The 20463-nt window shown below is 58.2% G+C and carries 25 protein-coding genes; 3 read left to right on the top strand and 22 right to left on the bottom strand.

Features of this window, described 5'->3' with window-relative positions:
* Positions 1 to 122 precede the first annotated feature (122 nt).
* The 6 genes from OMP40_RS19885 to OMP40_RS19860 all read right to left on the bottom strand — a co-directional run bounded on the left by OMP40_RS19885 (position 123) and on the right by OMP40_RS19860 (position 5683).
* The gene (locus tag OMP40_RS19885; protein ID WP_277533963.1) at positions 123 to 641 is read right to left on the bottom strand and encodes a GNAT family N-acetyltransferase; all 519 of its coding nucleotides are present in this window, start codon (positions 639 to 641) and stop codon (positions 123 to 125) included.
* A gap of 198 nt (positions 642 to 839) precedes the next feature.
* Positions 840 to 1559: a DUF5666 domain-containing protein gene (locus tag OMP40_RS19880; RefSeq protein ID WP_277533961.1), complete on the bottom strand. Its 720-nt coding sequence runs from the start codon at positions 1557 to 1559 to the stop codon at positions 840 to 842.
* 130 nt (positions 1560 to 1689) lie between these two features.
* Positions 1690 to 2187, bottom strand: coding sequence for an RNA polymerase sigma factor (locus OMP40_RS19875; RefSeq protein WP_090116672.1), 498 nt, complete (start codon positions 2185 to 2187; stop codon positions 1690 to 1692).
* 222 nt (positions 2188 to 2409) lie between these two features.
* Positions 2410 to 2874: a hypothetical protein gene (locus OMP40_RS19870; protein ID WP_277533958.1), complete on the bottom strand. Its 465-nt coding sequence runs from the start codon at positions 2872 to 2874 to the stop codon at positions 2410 to 2412.
* Between the two features lie 129 nt (positions 2875 to 3003).
* The gene (locus OMP40_RS19865; RefSeq protein WP_277533956.1) at positions 3004 to 4689 is read right to left on the bottom strand and encodes a methyl-accepting chemotaxis protein; all 1686 of its coding nucleotides are present in this window, start codon (positions 4687 to 4689) and stop codon (positions 3004 to 3006) included.
* Positions 4690 to 5014: 325 nt separating this feature from the next.
* Positions 5015 to 5683, bottom strand: coding sequence for an S-layer homology domain-containing protein (locus OMP40_RS19860; RefSeq protein WP_277533954.1), 669 nt, complete (start codon positions 5681 to 5683; stop codon positions 5015 to 5017).
* A 43-nt stretch (positions 5684 to 5726) separates the two neighbouring features.
* Between OMP40_RS19860 and OMP40_RS19855 the strand changes: the two genes are divergently transcribed.
* A complete protein-coding gene (locus OMP40_RS19855) occupies positions 5727 to 5933 on the top strand; it encodes a hypothetical protein (protein WP_277533952.1) in 207 nt (68 codons plus the stop codon).
* Here the strand turns inward: OMP40_RS19855 and OMP40_RS19850 are convergent.
* The 9 genes from OMP40_RS19850 to helD form a co-directional block, all read right to left on the bottom strand.
* Positions 5908 to 6279: a hypothetical protein gene (locus OMP40_RS19850; RefSeq protein WP_277533950.1), complete on the bottom strand. Its 372-nt coding sequence runs from the start codon at positions 6277 to 6279 to the stop codon at positions 5908 to 5910. The genes OMP40_RS19855 and OMP40_RS19850 overlap by 26 nt on opposite strands.
* A 16-nt stretch (positions 6280 to 6295) precedes the next feature.
* Complete coding sequence (locus OMP40_RS19845; RefSeq protein WP_277533948.1) at positions 6296 to 7846, bottom strand: cohesin domain-containing protein; 1551 nt, start codon at positions 7844 to 7846, stop codon at positions 6296 to 6298.
* A gap of 13 nt (positions 7847 to 7859) precedes the next feature.
* Entirely contained in the window at positions 7860 to 8126 is a 267-nt protein-coding gene (locus OMP40_RS19840) for a dockerin type I repeat-containing protein (protein WP_277533946.1), read from the bottom strand.
* Entirely contained in the window at positions 8083 to 8400 is a 318-nt protein-coding gene (locus tag OMP40_RS19835) for a chitobiase/beta-hexosaminidase C-terminal domain-containing protein (protein WP_277533945.1), read from the bottom strand. The genes OMP40_RS19840 and OMP40_RS19835 overlap by 44 nt, the downstream gene beginning before the upstream one ends.
* Positions 8401 to 8482: 82 nt before the next feature.
* Complete coding sequence (locus OMP40_RS19830; protein ID WP_277533944.1) at positions 8483 to 8776, bottom strand: InlB B-repeat-containing protein; 294 nt, start codon at positions 8774 to 8776, stop codon at positions 8483 to 8485.
* Positions 8754 to 9188, bottom strand: coding sequence for an NHL repeat-containing protein (locus OMP40_RS19825; protein WP_277533942.1), 435 nt, complete (start codon positions 9186 to 9188; stop codon positions 8754 to 8756). Before OMP40_RS19825 ends, OMP40_RS19830 begins: the two co-directional genes overlap by 23 nt.
* Positions 9109 to 9474, bottom strand: coding sequence for an NHL repeat-containing protein (locus OMP40_RS42000; protein ID WP_420872001.1), 366 nt, complete (start codon positions 9472 to 9474; stop codon positions 9109 to 9111). Before OMP40_RS42000 ends, OMP40_RS19825 begins: the two co-directional genes overlap by 80 nt.
* Positions 9410 to 10006: an NHL domain-containing protein gene (locus OMP40_RS19820; protein WP_277533940.1), complete on the bottom strand. Its 597-nt coding sequence runs from the start codon at positions 10004 to 10006 to the stop codon at positions 9410 to 9412. Before OMP40_RS19820 ends, OMP40_RS42000 begins: the two co-directional genes overlap by 65 nt.
* 139 nt (positions 10007 to 10145) lie before the next feature.
* Positions 10146 to 12704 carry an RNA polymerase recycling motor HelD gene (gene helD, locus OMP40_RS19815; RefSeq protein WP_338131186.1) on the bottom strand — a complete coding sequence of 853 codons (2559 nt, stop codon included), beginning with the start codon at positions 12702 to 12704 and terminating at the stop codon, positions 10146 to 10148.
* A 245-nt stretch (positions 12705 to 12949) separates the two neighbouring features.
* On the opposite strand from helD, the gene OMP40_RS19810 reads away from it, so the two are divergent.
* On the top strand, positions 12950 to 13213 hold the full coding sequence (locus OMP40_RS19810) for a nitronate monooxygenase (protein ID WP_420872000.1): 264 nt from the start codon (positions 12950 to 12952) through the stop codon (positions 13211 to 13213).
* A gap of 497 nt (positions 13214 to 13710) precedes the next feature.
* Here OMP40_RS19810 and OMP40_RS19805 read toward each other — a convergent pair whose 3' ends face one another.
* Positions 13711 to 15699 (bottom strand): glycosyl hydrolase, encoded by a 1989-nt coding sequence (locus OMP40_RS19805; protein WP_277533939.1) that lies wholly within the window; start codon positions 15697 to 15699, stop codon positions 13711 to 13713.
* Positions 15671 to 16339, bottom strand: coding sequence for a hypothetical protein (locus OMP40_RS19800; RefSeq protein WP_277533938.1), 669 nt, complete (start codon positions 16337 to 16339; stop codon positions 15671 to 15673). Before OMP40_RS19800 ends, OMP40_RS19805 begins: the two co-directional genes overlap by 29 nt.
* Before the next feature lie 169 nt (positions 16340 to 16508).
* On the opposite strand from OMP40_RS19800, the gene OMP40_RS19795 reads away from it, so the two are divergent.
* Positions 16509 to 16928: an SRPBCC family protein gene (locus tag OMP40_RS19795; RefSeq protein WP_277533936.1), complete on the top strand. Its 420-nt coding sequence runs from the start codon at positions 16509 to 16511 to the stop codon at positions 16926 to 16928.
* Positions 16929 to 17084: 156 nt separating this feature from the next.
* Here OMP40_RS19795 and OMP40_RS19790 read toward each other — a convergent pair whose 3' ends face one another.
* The 5 genes from OMP40_RS19790 to OMP40_RS19770 are packed head-to-tail and all read right to left on the bottom strand — an operon-like array spanning position 17085 to position 20447.
* Positions 17085 to 17675 (bottom strand): helix-turn-helix transcriptional regulator, encoded by a 591-nt coding sequence (locus OMP40_RS19790; RefSeq protein ID WP_277533934.1) that lies wholly within the window; start codon positions 17673 to 17675, stop codon positions 17085 to 17087.
* Between the two features lie 50 nt (positions 17676 to 17725).
* Positions 17726 to 18712 (bottom strand): response regulator, encoded by a 987-nt coding sequence (locus tag OMP40_RS19785; protein WP_277533932.1) that lies wholly within the window; start codon positions 18710 to 18712, stop codon positions 17726 to 17728.
* A 16-nt stretch (positions 18713 to 18728) separates the two neighbouring features.
* Positions 18729 to 19763, bottom strand: a complete 1035-nt coding sequence (locus OMP40_RS19780; protein ID WP_277533929.1) for a sensor histidine kinase — start codon at positions 19761 to 19763, stop codon at positions 18729 to 18731.
* Positions 19745 to 20005, bottom strand: coding sequence for a hypothetical protein (locus OMP40_RS19775; RefSeq protein WP_277533927.1), 261 nt, complete (start codon positions 20003 to 20005; stop codon positions 19745 to 19747). Before OMP40_RS19775 ends, OMP40_RS19780 begins: the two co-directional genes overlap by 19 nt.
* Complete coding sequence (locus OMP40_RS19770; RefSeq protein ID WP_277533925.1) at positions 19995 to 20447, bottom strand: hypothetical protein; 453 nt, start codon at positions 20445 to 20447, stop codon at positions 19995 to 19997. Before OMP40_RS19770 ends, OMP40_RS19775 begins: the two co-directional genes overlap by 11 nt.
* Positions 20448 to 20463 lie beyond the last annotated feature (16 nt).

The raw sequence follows: 20463 nt of genomic DNA, 5'->3' as shown, positions 1-20463 counted from the left end.
TGCCCTGCCCTGCCCTGCCCTGCCCTGCCCTGCCCTGCCCTGCCTGCCCTGCCTGCCCTGCCCGCCTGCCCTGCCCGCCTGTCCTGCCTGCCTGGCTGCCTGCGCACCTTCGCGACACCGCGTCAGCGGTCCGTCTCGCCGATTGCTTTCTCCATGATAAAGTCGTCCATCACGTAGCCGTTCCCGATATCCGCCACCTGCTCGCGCACCTTGCGAAATCCCTTCTTTTCGTACACTGCGATCGAAGCGTCGTTGTGCCGGTTGACGGTCAGCCAGACGGCCCCAAGGCCGCGCTCCCGGCACAGCCGTATTAGAAAAGCCATGGCGCTGCTCGCATAGCCGCGTCCTCGATGCGCCTTCAGCACGTACAGCTTGCTCAAAAACAGCTTCCCGTCCTCCGCCTTGACGGCCAGGTAACCGACATCAGCCCCGTCCGCCCGCATCAGGTAATATTCGTAGCCTTGCTCCGATATCTGATCCGCGATCGCATCCGGCGACTGGAACTTGTCCACCATATAGACGATTTGCTCGAGGGACAGAAGCGCCCCGTAATATTCATGCCAGATCTCCGCGGCAAGCGCGGCCACGGTCCGCACGTCCTCAATCGTCGCCGGGCGGCATGCCCATGTGTCTTGCGTCATCTCAATATAACCTCCCTTACGCTTGCGCGATTGGTTCGCCGGATCGTCGTTCAAACCCCGTCTGACGCGAATGTCTTCTCCTGCTTACTCAAATACTAACACATCGCATGCATCCGCCGAACGCGAAAAACCTCCGCTTCACGCGGAGGCTTTCCGATTGGCGTTGCGCAGGGCCCGAACCCTGTCCGATCGTCCATCTTACTGCTGCGGCGCCATGTTGTTGTAAATGCGCGTTGCGTCGACTTTGCCCGTGGACACGTCTTCGCTTGTGTAGCCCGACACGATGTTACCGACCTTGAACTCCTTTTGCAGCAGCTCTTCGGACGGCTCTGCGGCCGTCGGGCCGTCGATGCCCATGGCGGTGTCCGGCGTGATCGTCACCCAGAGATCGCCGACCTTGAAGCTTTTGCCGTCCGCGCTCACTTCGGAGATGACGCCGTCGATGTTGACCATCGCTTTCCCTTTGATCGGCGCTTCCTCCTTCGCAGGTGCCATATTGTTGTAGATGACGTCAGCCGTCACGCGGCCGGACGAGACGTCCTGGGAAGTGAAGCCGGACACGATGTTGCCGACCTTGAACTCCTTTTGCAGCAGCTCTTCGGACGGCGCGGTCGCCGTCGGCTCGTTGCTGCCCAGCTTCGTCTGATCCGTGATTTCTACCCACAGATCGCCGACCTTAAAGCTCTTGCCGTCCGCGCTCACCTCGGAGATGACGCCGTCGATGTTGACCTGGACCTTGCCCAGAATCGGCGGCCGTTCGGACACGACCGAAGAGGGCTGCGCCGTCGCCGACGGGGATGCGACCGAATCCTTCGCCGGACCGTTCTGATTCAGCGCGAAGATGCCGACCGCCAGCACCGCGCAAGCCGCCACGCCGACCGTCCAACCCGTCATCGTCTTCTTCTTTGCCTTTTCCATTTTAACCATCTCCTTGGATTGTGTTTGATCGATCGGGCCGTTCTGCTCCGATTTTGCCATTTCCCGCATTAACTTCTCGTACGTAGCCTCGTTAAAGTCCTCGCTCGTTTTCAAATGAGACATCGCGGATTTATATACTGAACGCTTCATCCTCTGCGCCTCCGATCTTCTCTTTTAACAGCATCCGTCCTCTGGCGAGCCACGTCCCGACCGTAGCGGGCTTGGCCTGCAAAATGTCGGCGATCTCCTGGATCGAATAGCCTTCGTAATAGTGCAGGTGAATCGGGATCCGGTACTTCTTGTCCAGCGCCAGCACGGCCTGCAGCACCTCGTTTTCTTCACGCGGGAGGTAGCTCAGGTTTTCGGGAACCGGGTTGCGGCTCCTGAACCAGCCGGCTTTGAGCATATTTTTGCTTTTATTGATCGTCGTGCGGATCAACCACGCTTTTTCGTGTTCGTTATTTTCAAAAACCGGACGTTTCTGCAGATAGGCGAGGAAGACGTCTTGCGCCACCTCTTCCGCGTCGGCCATATTTTTCAGGTATGCGAAGGCGATTTTGATCAGACTTTGCGAATAGCGATCCAAGGCCCGTCGCACAGATTCATTGAGCTCAAATGAATTGTACACCTCAGCACCTCCTTTCCCTTTGAATACAATCGAGCGGGCGGATATTTTTCATGGCGGTCGGATTTTTTTTTAAAATGATTTGCGCAGTCTCGCGCGCTTATACGCTAATGGACGCACGCGGAGGGGAAATGCATGCAATAATTCCGCGTTCGCGCGCAAAAAAATGACGGCGCCAGGACGATTGTCCCGACACCGTCATTCATTTGGATGCGGCCCCGACGATCAGGAGATCGCGAGGTGATAGCCGTACAGCGCGGGCGAGCCCGTCGGCTTGACGAGCACGACGTGGTAGGTATGGCCCGCCGTCTTGCTGAAGGTGATCGTCCGCGACGGGCTTGTCGGCGAGATGCTGCCGGTGGCGAGCGTCGTCGCGGTCGTCGCGTCGATGACGGAGATGTACTGGTTGACGGCCTCGCTCGTCCCGCCGTCGGACGAGAACGTCACCGTTACGGTGCCGGCGGTCGGCGCCGTGAACGCGAAGTAGTCGTTGTCCGCGCCGCCGCCCGGCCCGTTCAACTGTCCGAGCACGGTGTCGCCGATGTTGACCGCATCCGCCGTGGCGGCCGAGTTGTTGCTCTCGCTCTCGAGCACGGTCGCCGCGGACGCGGCGCTCGCGCCGGCGAGCAGCATACCGAGCACGGTCAGCGTCGCGAGCGCTTTGCGCGGTTGCCATACTGCCTGAATCATATCAATTCGCTCCTTTGGATAGAGCGGGCGCGCCCGCTCGGATAGGTGGTGCGTCATCTACGTTAGCACCCCCGTCCGGCGGTCGGATACGGTAGGGATTGAACATTGCTGTATATTCTGTACAAGTCGCTAAACTTTAAAATGACCGATCGCTTCCTGAAGCTCCTGCGCCATCTGGCTCAGCGCCTCGGCCGACGCGGACACTTCCTCCATGGCCGCGTTCTGTTCCTCCGACGAAGCGGCCACGTTCTGCATATTGGCCGCGGATTGCTCTGCAATGTGGGCTACGTTTTCCATCATCTGCAGCATACGCTGCGCGCTGGCGTTCACCTGCTCCACAATGGAAGCGACCGCCTGGGATTCGGCAGCCGCTTGCTCGACGGCGCCCGAGATGAGCGAGAAAGAGGTTCCCGACCGGTTGACCAGCTCGATGCCTTCGATGACGACGGACGCGCCGGCATCCATCGATCCTACAGCCGTATCCGCTTCCTTCTGAATCTCCAGAACGAGCTCCTGAACTTGCCCCGCAGCCTCGCTGGACTGCTCGGCCAGGCGCCTTACTTCGCGGGCCACGACGGCGAAGCCGAGCCCATGCTCGCCGGCTCGCGTGGCCTCTATGGCGGCATTCAGGGAGAGAATGTTGGTCTGGGCGGAGAGGCCTGCGATCGTCTCTGCGATTTGTTTAATGGCTTTGGACTTCCCGCTCAAGGCGTAAACGACTTCCGACGCCTCGGTGACGGCGTTCCCGATGCGTTCCATCTGTTCAATCGCCCGCGACACCACTTGATGGCCGTCATCGGCCTTTTCGTTCGCATCCGTATTAAGCGCCGCGACCCTTTGTATCGAGGCAGCCGCCTGCGCCATGCCCTTCGAGATCTCGTCGGCCGCTTCCGCCGCCGCCGTCACGCTGGACACTTGGACGCTCGATCCCTCCGCCACCTCTTGAATCGCCGCCGAGATCTGCTCGGTCGCCCTGCTCGTCTGTTCGGCGCTGGCCGCAAGCTCTTCCGAGGTTGCCGCCACTTGCCCGGTGTTCATCCCGACTTCGCCGATCAGCTGCCGAAGCTTCGCCTTCATCAGGTTGAAGGCGGTCGCCAGCCGGGCGATTTCATCCCTGTTTTTCGCTCGGATGTCCGGCTGCGTCAGATCGCCCGACGCGATTCTCTCGGCGCCGTCCGCCAACGCCAGGATGGGCCTTGCGATGACGCGGGATATCAGCAGCGCGATGCCGACCGCGAGTATCAAGGAAATCGCGCTAAGCGTAAGCACGGTCCGGATAACGTCGTCCACCAGCTTCGAGTTTTCCTTGCTTCCTTCATCCATCGACGAAGATTGAGATTCGACGATCCGATCCGCCAAGTCCCTGATTTGAACAGCGATCGGAGACGTTTTTTCGACGAATTGCTCCTTCGCCGCCGTCGGGTCGGTTCGCAGGAGCGCGAGAACCTTATCCGCCTCCTGTTTAAATTCGCCGTTCAAGGACGCAAGCTGGCTAAGCGTATCTTTTGTCTCTGCGCGTTGAGCCAGATCGCTCGCCGATCGAATGGCGCCGTCAAGACCGGCGATCATTTCAGCCAGCGTGTCGGATGCGCCTTCCTCCTGGAGCAAGGCGCCGCGCAAGCTGCCGTTCTCCCGGGAGGCGTAGTTTTGGATTTCCTTGGCCTGAATCAGTATCGCGGTCCGGCGGCCGACGAGATCGGAGTACGCGTTGTCGATATGCAGCAGTTGCACATACGAGATCGCGCTGATCATGCCGAGAAGAATAATGACGCCCAAAAAGCCTGCCATGAGCTTTTTCCGTATCGTGAAATTCATTGTCTGCCTCCCTGGATGTGCGATTATTACAAAACATAATTTAATAGTAAAGATAAAGTGCCGATCGTCCTAGACAATTTGCTTAAAGGCACCCAAAATACGGAAAAATAAGCTTGAATCCCAAGGAAGGATCGTGAATCGTTCGCGATACGTGTCACGAGCACGCATGCCAGGCAGGAGCATCGGAAGCAAAGGGGCAGCTTTCAAACTTCGAATGAGCGAGGGCGCAGACAGCGGACGGATCGGGGGAACGACCGACGGCGGCGGGTTCGTGCACCGTTAAGGTGCATGATTCCCGCCGCCGTCGGCCTTGCTTCGCTTTAATTTATTGTCTTCCGGCGTCGTCGTGGTCGATAGACGCTTCCTGAATGAATCCGAACGCCCAGTGCGACTTCGGCACGTCACGCCACTTCGCGGGCGCCTCGGATAGCGGGGCTCTGCCTGACAGCTTGCTTATCATCGCGACCGCTTCGGCACGCGTGAGCGTTTGATCCGGACGGAAGCTGCCATCGCTATAGCCGCCGATTATTCCCGCAGCTTTCGCCAGTTCAATGGCGCTTTGCGCCCAGTGGCCGCTAATGTCGGAGAAGCTTCCATTGCCGCCAGGCGTTGTTGCGAGCATGCGAGCCGCAATTTTCGCCATCTCCGCGCGTGTCATCGTCTGCCCCGGCTTGAAGCTGCCATCCGGATAACCGTCCATCAAGCCCGCTTTCGTCACGTCAACGATAGCGTCCTTGGCCCAATGCCCTGCGCTCACATCCGTGTAGCTTTTGCCGGCTTGCTTTTCCGTGTTTTCCGCGTTGCCGGATACGCGCGTCAGAATCGCCGCCATTTCAGCCCGCGTGATGCCTCTCTCCGGACCGAAAGTGCCGTCCGCATAGCCCTGCACGTACGCTTTGAGCTGCGATGGCTTCTCCCCGTCGATATGGACAATCGTAAATGTACTGAATTTGTCGACGGTGAAGCGAATCCCCCCGCTGCCCGCTTGCGTCATAAACGACGGCTTCCCCTTTAACCAGTTCCTTCGAGCCGTCGCCGTGTTCAATGAAGATGCCCAGATTGGCAAGTTGCGCCGGGTCGATCGACGCGTCCTTCAGCGGCAGCACCAGCGTGATCGGGCGGCTCTGCAGATTCGTTTCGATTTTCATCGGTCGGCCGACCAAGGTGACATGCTGGCTGCCGGCTGCCTCCTGCTCCGTTTTCGCACGCTGCTCGATTTCATTGCGTTCGGTTTCCTTTTTTGACCGGTACGATTCGGAAATACCCATCGCCTGTCAGGCCTTGCAGTGAATCGTTCGGAATGACGATCCGCACGTTGTCCGTGAAAATCTCTAAATGGATATGGCTTGCGGCCAGTCGTTCTGCCGATGCCTGCGGAATCGTAACGTCAAGTTCGGCTACCTCATCCTTCGGATCCGGGATCACCACTTTGGCCACGTCGGAGCCTGCCGCTTGAAGCTTCTCGATCGATTTGTTCGTCTGCTCCAGGGTGAGCGTGACTTCATCCCTTTTGCTCCCATCGGCTGCCGTCTTGCGGTGGATGACGGTTGTCGCTACGATCGCCCCGTTGTCGATTCCGCCGTTTTCCACATTTACCGTTATGGTTTCATAACCCGCCGTCGTACTGCCGCTCCCCCTGATTGCTGCCGGCCGATTGCGGGATTGCGCTCGCTTCATTCGAGTTGGGGCCGATCCCGGCTTCGTCGCCAGCCTTCACCGCAAAATAGTACGTCTGACCATTCGCAAGTCCGGTCACGTGATAAGCGTAAGTTGCTCCCGTCACAGTGGCTGCAGGCGTAGCGCCGTATTCGCCGGTTAACGTGCCCATGTAAATATTGTAGTAGGTTGCTTCCGCTACGCCGTTCCAGCTCAAGGCGACTTGCCCGTCGCCGGCTGTCGCGCTCAGATTGGACGGCGCCGCAAGCACTGTTCCCTGCCCGCTCGCGACCATTGCAGTCGTCTGACCGGATCTGACCGCTTGACCTGCCGCGTTCACTTCCGCAACAACGATGCGATCGCCGTTAGCCGCCTCGACAAGGCCATCCTCGGGCAATAAGGCGTAGTCCGCTTCAATAGCGTCGCCAACGTCGGGCAAATCCGCCGCAGCGCCGGCAAAATTTTTATACTTGAAGATGTTGCCGGCGCCCGCCGTTTCTGCGACCGTTATCTTCGTTTTGCCGTCTGTGCCTGCACCGGTCGGATCGCTCGACGCAACGGTCAAGCCTATCGTTACCATCCCCGAATTTACCGTCTTCATCATTTCTTTGCCGGACGTATCCGTCACGCTGAAGCTCTCCAGCGCATTTGCATCCGTAACGACAAGCGGCAATCGATCGCCCGCCGCCGCAGCGGCCTTCACCTTGAAATGGATCGTGAACAGCCTATCCCCGGCACGCAGCGGCCGGTCGCCGCCCGCAGCGTCCGCCCATAGCCCGATCAGCGTGCCTTCGGTGTTGTCAAAGCTGGAGATGAACCTCTCTCCGGAATCTCCAGCGATGCTTGATACTTCAAGCGCTGTCGGATCAAACCCGATTCGTATGCCGTACGAGCCTACGTCTGCCGACGCGTTCTCCAGGTACACAGGAACCGAAGCCGTTTGTCCTGCCGACCCGCTGCCGCTTCCGATCGTGACGGCCGCAGTATCGCTTACGGTGACCATGCCGGGCGTCACGGTTGTGACGGCTTGCGGCTCCTCATCCTCTACGTAAGTACTGTCATTGACGGTCACATGGGAAGGCCCGGATGGCGCCGTCTTCTTGATCTTGAAATGAATGGTGAATACCTTCTGCTTCTCGTCCATTATAAAATAGGAATCCCCGAAGCTGGAGGCCTCCACCTGCAAAACGCCGCCGGCGGTTGTCACCTCAAGCGGGCCGGCTGCATCCGCTTCGTCCGTGACACTCGCGCCTTCCGCAAGCTCAAGCACCGCCGGGTCGTAAGAGATGTTCAACGAATATTTCCACACCCCGTAATCGCCGGGATCGATAAACACCGGTACATCGACGATGTCCTCGCGGGCACCCGATGCCTGGCCGACTTCAACCCGTACAGGATGTTCGGGCGCCGGAGCAGCTGCCGCGCGGAGGGGATGCCATCCGAACAGCAATATAGAAAGCGTCATGATGAATGAGAGCAGCTTCATCGACTGTTGCCTCAATTTATCCCACTCCTTATTTCGAATTCGTATAGATTTGCATAATCAATTCTGCATCCTGCGCATCGACTTTCCCGTCATCATTCATATCCAGCGCCTCGAACTCGTCATTCGTCAGCGTTATTTTATGCTGAATATATTTATAAACGATGAGTGCATCTGCGGCAGTCGCCTTCCCGTCTCCGTTTGCATCGCCTTTCATGATGGAAGGAATCGTGTATGCGGCGACCGTCGTAGGGCTATTGGGGATGCCGTCCTTCACCACGATCGCCTTGATCGTCACGACCGCCCCCCCGCACGCCGGCGATCGTGACGCTTGTGCCGCTGGGGCTGTTCGTATTCGGCATTGTTCCGTCGGTCGTATAATGAATCGTTGCGCCGGCTGTTTCCGTATTCAACGTCACGATGCTCCCGTTCGATACAGTCGTGCCGCTTGCCGGATTGGCTGTTGGCGCCTTGGCCGGAGGCAAAGGCGCGTTCACCGCCTGCGTCACCGTAAAGCTCACCTTGTCCGCATTTTTCGCGGATACCGTGACCACCGCCGCATAGGACCCCACCGCCAGACCATCCTTTGCTCTCACGGTAAAGGTGGTCGTGTCTAGCGTCGAATTCAGCGTCGTTGCAATAGGTTGGGAGATTTCAAAGTCGCCGCCCCCACTCTCGCTCAATGCGACTGCCAGCTCTTCCAGATCGCCTGTGCCGGATTTTTTTGATGGTTATCGTTTTGGTTTCCTGTGTATTGGGGCTGTAGCCTGCTCGCTTAGGCTCCAGGGTCTGATTGCCGATCGGTTCGATCGAATACGGATTCGGCACCCAACTTGCGTACAACACCATACTTTCGGTACCCATGATGAAGGTGTCGCCGGCTGCATAGTTGGCGCCGCTGCCGTCGGCCTTCGTATTCCATCCATCAAAAACATAGCCCTTCTTCACGAGTCCGCCTGTGTTGCCGGGAACGCTGACCGTCGCCCCCCTTGTTATATTCGCTAGGGGTCGGCACTGCCCCGCTGGCAGCGTTAGCGTTATAGGATACGGCCAGAGACACTTTCCGAATTCTGCTGTTATTCCGATCTGCGATGTATAGAACGCCATTGCTGTCAACCGCTACGCCATATGGGTAATTGAGCTTTGAATTGGGCGCCAGCACGCCATCGGCGCTATAGCCTGCGTTTCCGTTTCCCGCCACGGTAGTTATGATGCCGTTCAGGTCGATCTTTCGAATGCGGTGGTTATAGGCATCTGCCAGAAAAATGTTGCCGCTGCCGTCAATGGCGACTCCCCCGGGGTCCATAAATTTGAGCCGATACGGCTGAACCTCCATCTCCGGAATAACCGTCAGAACCATTGCCCGCCACCGTGGTGATGATCCCGCTGAGGGCGTCAATCTTTCGAATATGTCCGTTCTCTACGGAGTACATATTCCCTATGCCGTCAAAGGCGAGATGCCAGGAATACGATAATTTGGCGGATGTGGCCGGGCCTCCGTCACCGGAATAACCGGAAGTACCCGTACCGGCTGCTGTCGTTATAATCTTGCTGACTGCGTCAACCTTTCGAATGCGGTTATTATTGGAGTCTGCAAAGAAGAGATTCCCGCTGCCGTCGACGGCGATCGCCGAGGGATAGTTCAATTTGGCCGCCGTGGCCGGACCTCCATCGCCGGAATATCCGGATTCCCCCCGTACCTGCCACCGTAGTGATGATTTTGCTGACGGCGTCGACCTTCCGAATCCGGAAGTTTTTTCCGTCCGCAATATAAAGGTTTCCTGCCGCATCGATCGCAATGCCGTCGATTCGGCCAAGTGCCGCGGCTGTGGCCAGGCCTCCGTCACCGGAATAACCCGATTCGCCGGTCCCGGCCACCGTCGTAACGATGTTCGTGCTCGCGTCGATTTTACGGACTCTGTAATTCCCCGTATCTCCTATGTAAATATTTTTGCCGCTGTCGACCGCTATGCTGCCGGGCAAGCTAAACTTAGCTAACGAAGCGTCGCCCCCATCCCCTGAGTAGCTGTAGCTGCCCGAGCCTGCGATCGTGGAAATGATGCCGTAGCCAGCGGCATTTGCGTTAGCCTGCGGGTTCATGGCGATGATGGATGCGATCGCCAGACAAATAATCAGAATGGATCCGACGATTTTCCTTCCGGACCTTAAATGCCGCATTTTTTTGTCCTCCTTATTTTTTGCGTCCATGAGGTTTAAACGATGCATGACTGCGGTATCCCTATTTCATCATAAGCAAGTGCCTTCCGTGCTCCTTCCCCCCCTCTTCTCCGCTACAATTCATGGTATCAAGCCATTCTCAAAAGAATCTCACAAGACCGCCGGCAGTTCCGGCAGCATCGGAAATTCGGGGAAACGGCCGACGGCGGCGGGTTCGTACACCGTTAAAGGTGCATGAGCCCCGCCGCCGTCGGCCTTGCTTCGCAATGATTAAACGTCTTCCGGCGCCGTATCGTACAGACCGGCATCCAGCTCCCGCACGAACGGCGTCCATTCCCCCGCCGCATAGAGCAGCAAGCCGGTGCATGGCGCGCGTGCAGGCCGTGTAGAACAGCTTGCGCTCGCTCTCCCGGCCGTAGGTTCCCGCGGACGCATCGTAGATCAGCACGGCGTCGAACTCGACGCCCTTCGCGAGGTACGCGGGCAGCACCAGCGTCCCCTTCTCGAAAGTCGGCGTCTGCTTCGTGACGAGCCGCAGCGACGGGCAGCCTGCCGCCAGCAGCGCCTCGTACGCCTGGGCGCTTTCGGCCGCCGTCTTCGAGATGACGGCGATGGAGGCATAGCCTTCTGCCCGCAGCGCCGCGACATCCGCCGCCATGCGCGCCGCGGTTTGCTCGAGGCTTGCGGTCCGCGCGAGCAGCGGCTTCGGTCCGCTGCGCTCGAAGGGCACGATCTCCCGGCCGTCCGGCAGCAGCTCCCGCGCGAACGCCACGATCTCGCGCGTCGATCTGTAGCTGCGGACGAGCCGGATGAGGCGGGTGTCCGCCTCGCCGTACAGCCCGATCAGCGGGGAATCGGCGCCGTGCAGCTCCGTCGCCTGCGTGAAGATCGCCTGCCCGAAGTCGCCGAGCACCGTCATGCGGGCTCTGGGGAACAGCCTTTTCAAAAACTCGTATTGAAATACCGAGTAATCCTGCCCCTCGTCGACGAACACATGACGGACCTCCGTGTTCGTCCGCACGCCTTCGACGAGCTCCTTCAAATACAAGTACGGCGTCGCATCCTCGTAAAACAGCTCGCGCTTGCCCAGCTTCTCCTTCGTTTGTTCGCAAATGTCGTCCCACAACGCCGGCGCCTCCGCCTCGCCGGTCATCGCCAAGTAAGCTTCTCTGTCGCCGAACAGCTGCGCGTACAGCCCGTTCGCGTCGATGAACCGCATCCGCTTGACAAACCGCCGCAGCGGCTTGAATTGCGCTTTGACGACGCGAATGCGAAGCAGCTCCTCCTCGCGTTCGGCGTAGTCGAAGTCGCTCTCGTCCCGCCGGCTGCGCCCCTGAAGCCGCTCCTGGACCTGCTCATACTGCTCGGCGAAGTCGAACACGCCGCGGTCCTGATGCAGCGCTTTGAATGCGGCGGCGTAATCGTCCTTGTCGAGATAATCCAGCTCATCCTGAACCCACGTGGCCTCCCGCTCCTCGCGTTCGAGCGCGGTCAGCTCCTTCAGCAGCCACTCCTGCAGCAGGGCGACGCGATTCGCCGCGCCGACGGCGGGATCGTAGCCGTAGAATTGGGCCTCCATGCGCGCCGCCGGGATCAGCTCCCGATCGCGGAACCGGATGCCGACGAACTGCATGCCTTCCCGTGCCAGCCAACCCGCATACCCCCGGAGCGCATGCAGGAACGCCGCGGACGCCTTGTAGGCGATCCCCACCAGCCGGGCTTCGTACGCGCGGGAAGACGAGCCCGACAGCACGTATTCGATCTGATCGAACGGATCCTCCGTTCGCAGCCCGTCGCCGAGCCCGATCTCCAGATATTCCTGGAATGTCGTCTGCTGCATATTTTCTTCGCCGAGCTCGGGAAGCACGGTGGACACGTAGCTGTTGAACATCGGGTTGGGCGAAAAGAGAACGATCTGGTCCGCCTTGAGCCGTTCGCGATGCTTGTAAAGCAAGTACGCGACGCGCTGCAGCGCCGCCGACGTCTTGCCGCTGCCCGCCGCGCCCTGCACGATGAGCATTCGGCTCACGTCGTCGCGGATGATGGCGTTCTGCTCCTTCTGGATCGTCGCCACGATCGTCTTCATCTGCGCGTCCGCGCCATGCCCAAGCACCTGCTGCAGCAGCTCGTCGCCAATCGTCAGGCTCGTGTCGAACACGTTCAGCAACCGACCCTCGCGGATCTGATACTGCCGCTTCAACGCCATCGTCCCCGCCACGCGTCCGCCCGGCGTGTCATAGAATGCCGGGCCCGGCGATTGATCGTAATACATGCTCGCGATCGGCGTGCGCCAATCGTACACAAGGAACTGCAGGCCATTCGATTCGACGAAGGACGATACGCCGATGTACACCTGCTCGCTGACGCCGAGCCCGTCCTCGCTAAAGTCGATCCGGCCGAAATAAGGCGAAGGCAGCAGCCGGTTCAAGCCCTTCCATTGCTGCTGGCGCAGCCTGTAGCTGCGCTCCCGCTCGGACAGCAGCGCCTCTTGCTGCTTAATGCTGTAGAAGGTCTCCTCGAAGTCCTCGCTGGTGGCGGTATTCACCGTCACTTCTTCCCAGAACCGTTTGCGGATCTCTCCGGCCTGACTCCGCAAGCCGTCGGCTTCCGGCTCCAGCTCGGCGATCCGCGCCCGCAGCTTTTCCGTCACCTCGTCCAACCGCGTCTGCTCTTGCGTCCAATCCTGTTCGTTCATCATTTTCCGATCCCGCTCCCTTACGTCGATGGGTAGAAAAAGAACGTTTGACAATCCACGGACCCGCATGATATGATTATTGTGAAGGTAACATGCGATATCTGTGATTTATTAAAAAAAGCTAGTGGTTTCTTATCATACCACGGCTTTTCTTGTTGCGCAATCGAATAAGTACATATACCGGCTAATGCCGGTTTTTTTTGTTTTCATGCTTGTACTGGGGAACGAACTACGGAGGGGATATGAAAATGGAGACCTCGTTCACGCGCAAGCTCGGCATCGCCTATCCGATCGTGCAAGCGCCGATGGCGAGCGGACCCGCCACGCCCGAACTGGCCGCCGCGGTGTCCAATGCCGGCGGACTGGGAAGCCTTGGCGCGGGCTACTGGTCGCCTGCGCAGATCCGCGACGCGATCCGGGAGGTCAGGCGGAAGCGAGACGCAGTATCGACACATAGCAAAAGCCGGGCCAGCTCCTCTAAAGGGAGTGCAGCTGCCCGGCTTTTTTCATAACATCAACTCACTTGGGTATGCGCGGGCGGGAATAGCTCAATTTTGAGCTATTCTGTGTGCTGCGCGAGTGGCGCGCGGGATCGGGAGGTGTGCGCGGGCGGGGATAGCTCAATTTTGGGCTATTCTGTGTGTTGCGTGAGTGGCGCGCGGGATCGGGAGGTGTGCGCGGGCGGGGATAGCTCAATTTTGAGCTATTCTGTGTGCTGCGCGAGTCGCGCGCGGGATCGGGAGGTGTGCGCGGGCGGGGATAGCTCAATTTTGAGCTATTCTGTGTGCTGCGCGAGTCGCGCGCGGGATCGGGATGTGTGCGCGGGCGAGGAATAGCTCAATTTTGAGCTATTCTGTGTGTTGCGTGAGTGGCGCGCGGGCCAGGAAAGTGTGCGCGAGCGAGAATAGCTCAATTTTGCGCCATTTTGCGTGCGAACACACCACACCAAACAAAAACGGTACGAAGCAGCGGGAGTCCCTCAGCTTCGTACCGTTTGGTTATTTCCGCGTCACGCCGCGGTGATGGCGATGTCGTCAATGAAGGCCGTGTTGTCCCCGGTCGTCGTCGTCGCCAGGAATTTGATCGTGTGACTGCCGGCCGTTGCCGCGAAATTGACGGTGGCGAACGAGGCGTAAGTCCCGGCCGTCGTCGTAAACGAGCCGATGACGGTGCCGTCGTACAGGACGGTAAACGACTGGACGCCCCCGAAGCTCGTTCGCTGCGCCGCCTTGAAGGTTACCTTGTAGCTGCCGGCCGACGGGAACGTCACGCTCTGGCTGAACTCGCCGGGCACGCCGCCGTCCGTCTTCAGGTAGGCGGTCTGCACGCCCTCGGGCGCAACGGCGGACGGTCCCAGCACGCTGCCGTTGTACTGGAGGCCGGCGCGGCTGTTGAACGTCCAGCCGCCGTAGGTGGCCGGTCCCCAAGCCGTCTTGGTCGACGCGGTGGCGACGGACGGCGACTCGAAGCCGGCACCCGTGACCGGAACTACGGCAGCCGGATTCAGCATGACCTCGTCGATGAACGCCGTGTTATCGCCGGCGGTCGTCGTGGCGGCGAACTTGATCGCGCGGCTCCCTGCGGACACGGTGAAAGCGCCCGTCGTATAGGGCGCAAACGCGCCCGAGGAAGGCGTGAACGAACCGACGACCGCGCCGTCGACCAGGACGTTAAACGACTGGGCGCCGCCGTAGCTCGCGCGCTGAGCCGCTTTGAAGCTCAGCGTGTAGCTTCCCGCAGCCAGCGTCACGCTCTGGCTGAACTCGCCCGCCACGCCGCCGTCCGTCTTCAGGTAGGCGGTCTGCAGCCCCTCGGGCGCATAATCCAGCGCGCCGAAGACGCTGCCGTTGCGCTGGATGCCCGCCCGGGAATTGAACGCCCAGCCGGCGGTCGTCGGACCGACGACGGTGCCCGTCGTGGCGGGCGATTCGAATCCGGCGTTGGCCGGCTGCGCGGAGCCGTCCGGATTCACCCGGACGAGCGCGATGCCGTAGCTCGACGGATCGGCCGTACTCGCCGCCTTGACGGCGACCAGCTTACTTGCGATGACGCGCGGCGCCGTGTAGACGCCGCCGGTCGAGATCGTGCCGTTGCCGCTGCCGACGACGCTCCAGGTCACGCCGCCGGTATTGTCGACGACGCTCGCGGACAGCGTGACGGATTGGCCCGCGGTTACGGTCGGATTGACCGGCGACACCTCCACCTGCGTCTGCGCCGGCAGCGTCGTGTAGACGATCACGTTGTAGTTCGCGTCGATCGCGCCGTCGGTGAACGAGGTGCCCGCGGCGAAGCTCGCGACGGACTTCGGGATCGTGGCATTGGCGTTCAGCGAGACCGTGTCCTGGTAGACGTGCTTGCGGAACGTCTTGCCGACGTTGACGCCACTGAAGTTGAACGTGACGCTGCGATCGGTGCCGGCCTTCGTCTCCAGCACGATCGTGTAGTCGCCGCCGCTCGTCTTGAAGGCGGCGGCCCGGATGTCGGCGGAGCCGGTGCTGACGGAGACGACCGAGCTGTGCGCCGGGACGTAACGCGCGAGCAGTCCGGCCACATAGTACGCTTTTTTGGGCGTCAGTCCCGTGTACAGCGCATCGTAGAGATCGTAGTTGCCGTTCGTGCTGCCGTCGGGATCGGTCGAGTAGCCGCCGTTCAACTGCCAGACCAGCGCGCCGTTCACGCCTTCGTTGGCCGACTTGATGACCGTGTTGGCGTAGCCGGAGTCCCAGCCGCTGTCGTTGTCGCTCGCCCAGCCGAACTCGGTCAAGTACACCGGCTTGGAGCCGAACACGGACGTGCGGGCGGAAATCGCCGTGCTTAGCGTCGCATACGGCTCGCCATAGACGTGGAAGCTGTAGCCGTCGAGATAGCTGTCGATGTTCGTTTTCATATATTGCGTCCATTCCGGCGCCCCCGTCTCCTCCGGTCCCCACAGCTTCACCAGGCTGCGGCGGCCGTCGGCGACGAGCCGGTCATGCACCTTTTTTGACCATATTCGCATAGTAGAGCTTCTGGTCGCCCGGCGCTTCGAAGTCCCAGGAACCGTTGGGCTCGTTGTAGAATGTCATGTACTTGATATTCGTGTAGCCCCTGACCGAGATCAACTGCTGCAGGGCGGCCGAAGCCGAGGCGGCGAACGCGTCCAGGTCCGCCGGCGCGCTCTCGTACGGCGTCGTGCTTCCTGCGATCGGGAACCAGCCGTGAATCGTCGAGCCGTTTTTCCAGCCGAAGTTCAGTTCGACCTCGGTCCCCGCGCTCTTCAGGACGTCGAGGTACTGGCAAAACGCCTGCATCTTCAGATTGTCCCAGGAGTAAGACCCTTTGGCCGGCTCCATCCAGTCGATCTGGAACCAGACGCGGGCCACCTTCGGCTTCATCGCCAGGATGCGTTCTTTGTCCATTTCCCAATGCGCGGCCGTGTACCCTTGCTCCCTGGACTTCGCCATGAGGGCGCTCGGAATGAGGTTGACGCCGACGCCCTTGTAATCCGATTGGACGACGGTATTCGGGTTGATCGTGACAGTGTGTACGGCGGTGGCGGAGGCTGGGTGCGGGAAAGCGAGGGCGGAGGGCATGAGCGAGAGGAGCAGACAAAGACCGGCGAGCAACCTGCTTCTGGCCTTGCGTGTCAACTTCATCAATCTTCTCCCTTCGATTCGTGGAATGCCGACGGGCGTCGCGGCAGCTGAATAGGAGGAGTCGGCTGATCCCAGTGTGACAGCAGGGAGAATGAGTTGACATGATCGATTTCCGTATTTGGTTGAAATGTTTACCGGCTTCTATATAATGGGACCCAAGGAGCGTGATCATTTGCCAACGATTCGCAAGGAGATCCTCATTGAAGCTACGCCCGAACAGGTATGGGACGCCGTCCGCGACGTCGGAGCCGTCCATCGCCGCCTTGTTCCCAAGTACACCGAGGATACGCGAATGAACGGTCATGAACGGACGCTGACGATGCTGGGCGGCAACGTGGTGCGCGAGTACATCGTGTCCGTCGACGATCAGGCGCGCCGCATGGCGTATGCCGTCGTCGAGAGCCAGACCCCGCTGCTGCATCACCATGCTTCGTTTCAGGTCTTCCCGCACGAAGACGGCGGCGCCCTGCTCGTATGGACGACGGACTTTCTGCCGGACGGCCTGGCTGCCGAGATCCAGGCGCGCGTCGACCGCGGGTCGCAGGTGATGAAGGCAACGATCGAAGCCGAGGCGCAAGGGAGCGTTCGGTAAACGATCCGGATACTGAACCGACCGGCGCAAGCCCGCGCCGGTCGGCAAAAATGCAACGACACCTCTTCATTTACGACCGGCTCACCTCTTACGACCGGCTCACCTCTTGTACGAGCGGCTTACCTCTTTTACAACCGACTCACCTCTTTTACGCCCTTACCTCTTGCGATAGATCTCCGGCGTCACGCCGTAATATTGCTTGAACCGCCTGATGAAGTGCTGCGGACTCTGGTAGCCGACTTTTTCGGTGATCTCGTAAATTTTACAGGACGTATTTTCCAGCAGGTTTTTGGCTTCTTCCATGCGTACGCGCAAAATGTATTCGCTTAAGTTCATGCCGGTCATTTCTTTGTATATTTTGGACAAATACACCGCATGCAAATAGACGGCTTCGCTGATCGTTTGAAGATTGACGTCATTCCCCAGGTTTTGCCGAACGTAGCTATGAATTTTATGGATCAACTGCCTATGGTTCTCGTCGTTTTTAACGGGCGCATCGTTCATCAGCGCTTCCAGGATGATCCCGCTCCATGCTTTTAATTGCTTGGCCGAATGGAACGCCTGGCTTTCCGAATGCGACGATACGGTCCCTATGATATCCTCCAGCACGATTCCTTTCTTGTGCGCCAGATAGGTGAAGCAGCTGAGCAGATGTAAATAGGCCTCGCGGATATGCGCTTGCGAATCCGGATGAACGCGCTCCAATTCACTAAAAATCGCCGCAAGCTTTTCGTTGATTTTATCCATATCCCCCCATATCCATCAACTGCACGAGCATCGGCACTTGATAGAGCGCGCTAAGCGGCGTCAGTTTTCGATGAGCGGCCGCATCCGGCGCGACGACAAAAAAACCCTGTCGTTCCCCCCGACTTCATCACCTTAGACAGCACGGACAGGTAGACGGAATGGACTTCCTTCGGAAATTGCGCCGGGCTCGAGAGATAGACGGCTACCTTCCCTTTTAAATACTGTTCGACCTGCTCCACCAGGCGATTAGCCAAAGACGCCAGCGAATCCTGGCATGACGGCGTCCAAGCGTCCGTCCCGGCCGCTGCCGCCGCATGGGGCAACAGCAATAACGTCAAGTTGCCTTGCATCGTTTTGCCGAACCACAGATGGAAATGGGACGCCAGCAGCTCCTCCGCTATATTCTTCATCGCATATTCGAATAACTTCATATCGTACGCGTCGTAGGAATCGTAGAATTCGGGATCGAATTTAACGACGGCGACTTTAACGTAATCTCCGATCCGCACCGGAATTCGGTACATGCCCAGCTTTTCCGCCAGTTGATTGCCCGTCAGTCTGACCCCTTGCAAAATATCATGCAGCAGGTTTTCCTTCAGCAAGGGCAAGTTTCGATGAAGAAGCGAGGTTGCATGCTCGAAGCTTTGATGCTGCCGCAAATCGGTTTGCCGTTTAGCAATAATTTTTCTCACCGACTCCAGCAGCACCTCGTCCCGAACGGGTTTGATCAAATAATCGACGGCGTGCAGCTCGATCGCCTTTTTGGCGTATTCGAACTCCGCATAGCCGGTGAGCAGGATGCAGTCTATTTTGAGATTGCCCCTGTCGATGAATTCGATCAGATCGAGTCCTGTCGTGCCGGGCATGTGAATGTCGGTGATCAATATGTCGATCGGGTGCGCTTCGATCATGGCCAGCGCACTTTGCCCTCCGTAGGCTTTATGAACGGCGGAGATGCCGATTGCATCCCAGTCCACGGTAGCTGCCAGCGTATCGACCTGATGCTTGTGGTCGTCCACGATCAACAAAGAAAACATCGCTTTCACGCCCTTTCTATTTGCCCCAATAGAGTTCGACCTTCAGGCCGCCCAGCGCCGAATGGTTCAATTGCATGCCTGCGTTCGGACCGAAATAATATTTGAAACGGTGATGAACGTTCCATAGTCCGGTTTGTTCGCTCTCGTTGTTTTCCATGGCAACCTTTAACTTAAGCGCTTCCAGCTTCTCCTCCGACAGGCCAGGCCCGTTATCCTCGACGATGAGACGATACCCGTCCGGCTCCTCGATGCCCACGATCGTAATCCAGCCATCCTCTAAAATTTCTTCAAGACCGTGCACGATCGCGTTTTCGATGATCGGCTGGAAGATGAGCTTCGGAATCTTGATCGCTCTCATCGATTCGGGAATATCGTACGTATACTGGAATTTATCCAATTGATGATTCATGATGTTCATATAGTTAACGGCCAGCTCGATTTCGTTGATTAACGTCGTCACCAGCGTTTCGTTGCGGGTCGTATATTTGTAGTAGTCACCCAGGTTATGCGCCATCGCGATGACGGATTTGTTGTTGTTCATCTTGGCCATATTGATCATATAGGCCAGGCAATTGTACAGAAAATGGGGGTTGATCTGCGATTGAAGCTGCTTCATCACGGCTTCTCTGGAGCGAATCTCTTCCGCGTAGACGCGCTTCAACAGATGGTCGATCTCCATTCCCATGCCGTTAAAGGAATCGAACAGCTGCTGGAATTCATTGTTGCGCCGCTTCCTGATCCGATAGCCGAAATTTTTGTTTTTAATGTGCTCAACGCCGCGGATCAGGATCCGAATGGGAACTTGAATATGAAAATACAAAAGAGATGCCGCAAGGGTGCCCAGCAACAGCAGCAGCAGCAAAATCGCATAAAATAAATTTCTGCTGTGAACGACCGGCTTCAGAATCTCGTCCAGCGGCTCGATATCGACCAGGCTCCAGTCCACCTTGCTCGAAGCGAGCGTATACAGCAGATACTTCTTGCCGTCGATGGACACGATATCGTGAAACTTGGATTTGCTCGTATATTCATCTATGGGGTGGTTTTGCATAAGCTGCCCGAATCCTTTGCGTATTGGCCGTACTGCTGTACACCACTTCGTCCGCGCTTCGATAAAAAAAAGGCGTCGCTATTGCCCGCCAGCTTAAAGCCGTCCAGCAAATTAGTAATGTTCTGCGTGAAAAAATCCACGCGAATGATCAGCTCGGCATTCATGAGGCCGTCCGGATCCTCATGAAAAGGGGATGCAAAAAAGCGGGAAAAGGCATCCATGGGGATATCGTTAACTTCCACTTTGTTCAGTCGCCAATTGGGCGTGTAGCTTTTTTAGAAACGCATCTCGATCGAACGCCGATGTCGTATCCGTTGTTAAGAACAATTGGCTTCTTGGGAAATAGATGGAGATGACATTCATGATTTTATTCGTAATGCTAAACAAGCTGAGCTTGCTTTGAAGAGACTGAATCACATTAAAACGGTCATAACCCGAATCTGGCAAGTTTCCGAAGGCTACGCTTTTGATCTCGGGGTCCTTGGTCGCGAGTGCGGCAAATAGCATGTTCTGGTCCAACAAAAATTCGATTTGATTCAGAAAGTTAGCCAGCTTCTCTTCGTTTCTCGTATTGATCTGATGCTCGATGACATGAACGGACTGACGATAGGAATACGCGTAGAGCCCTAATATGGGTATCAGAATCATGACGATCAGCAAGATAACCTTCGTAATCAGGTTCATCGGATTCCCCGTCCCA

It is taken from the genome of Cohnella rhizosphaerae, assembly GCF_029525575.1.
Lineage (GTDB): Bacteria > Bacillota > Bacilli > Paenibacillales > Paenibacillaceae > Cohnella > Cohnella rhizosphaerae.
Note: the sequence above shows the minus strand (reverse complement) of the source record. Positions and strands in the feature narration are given on the sequence as shown.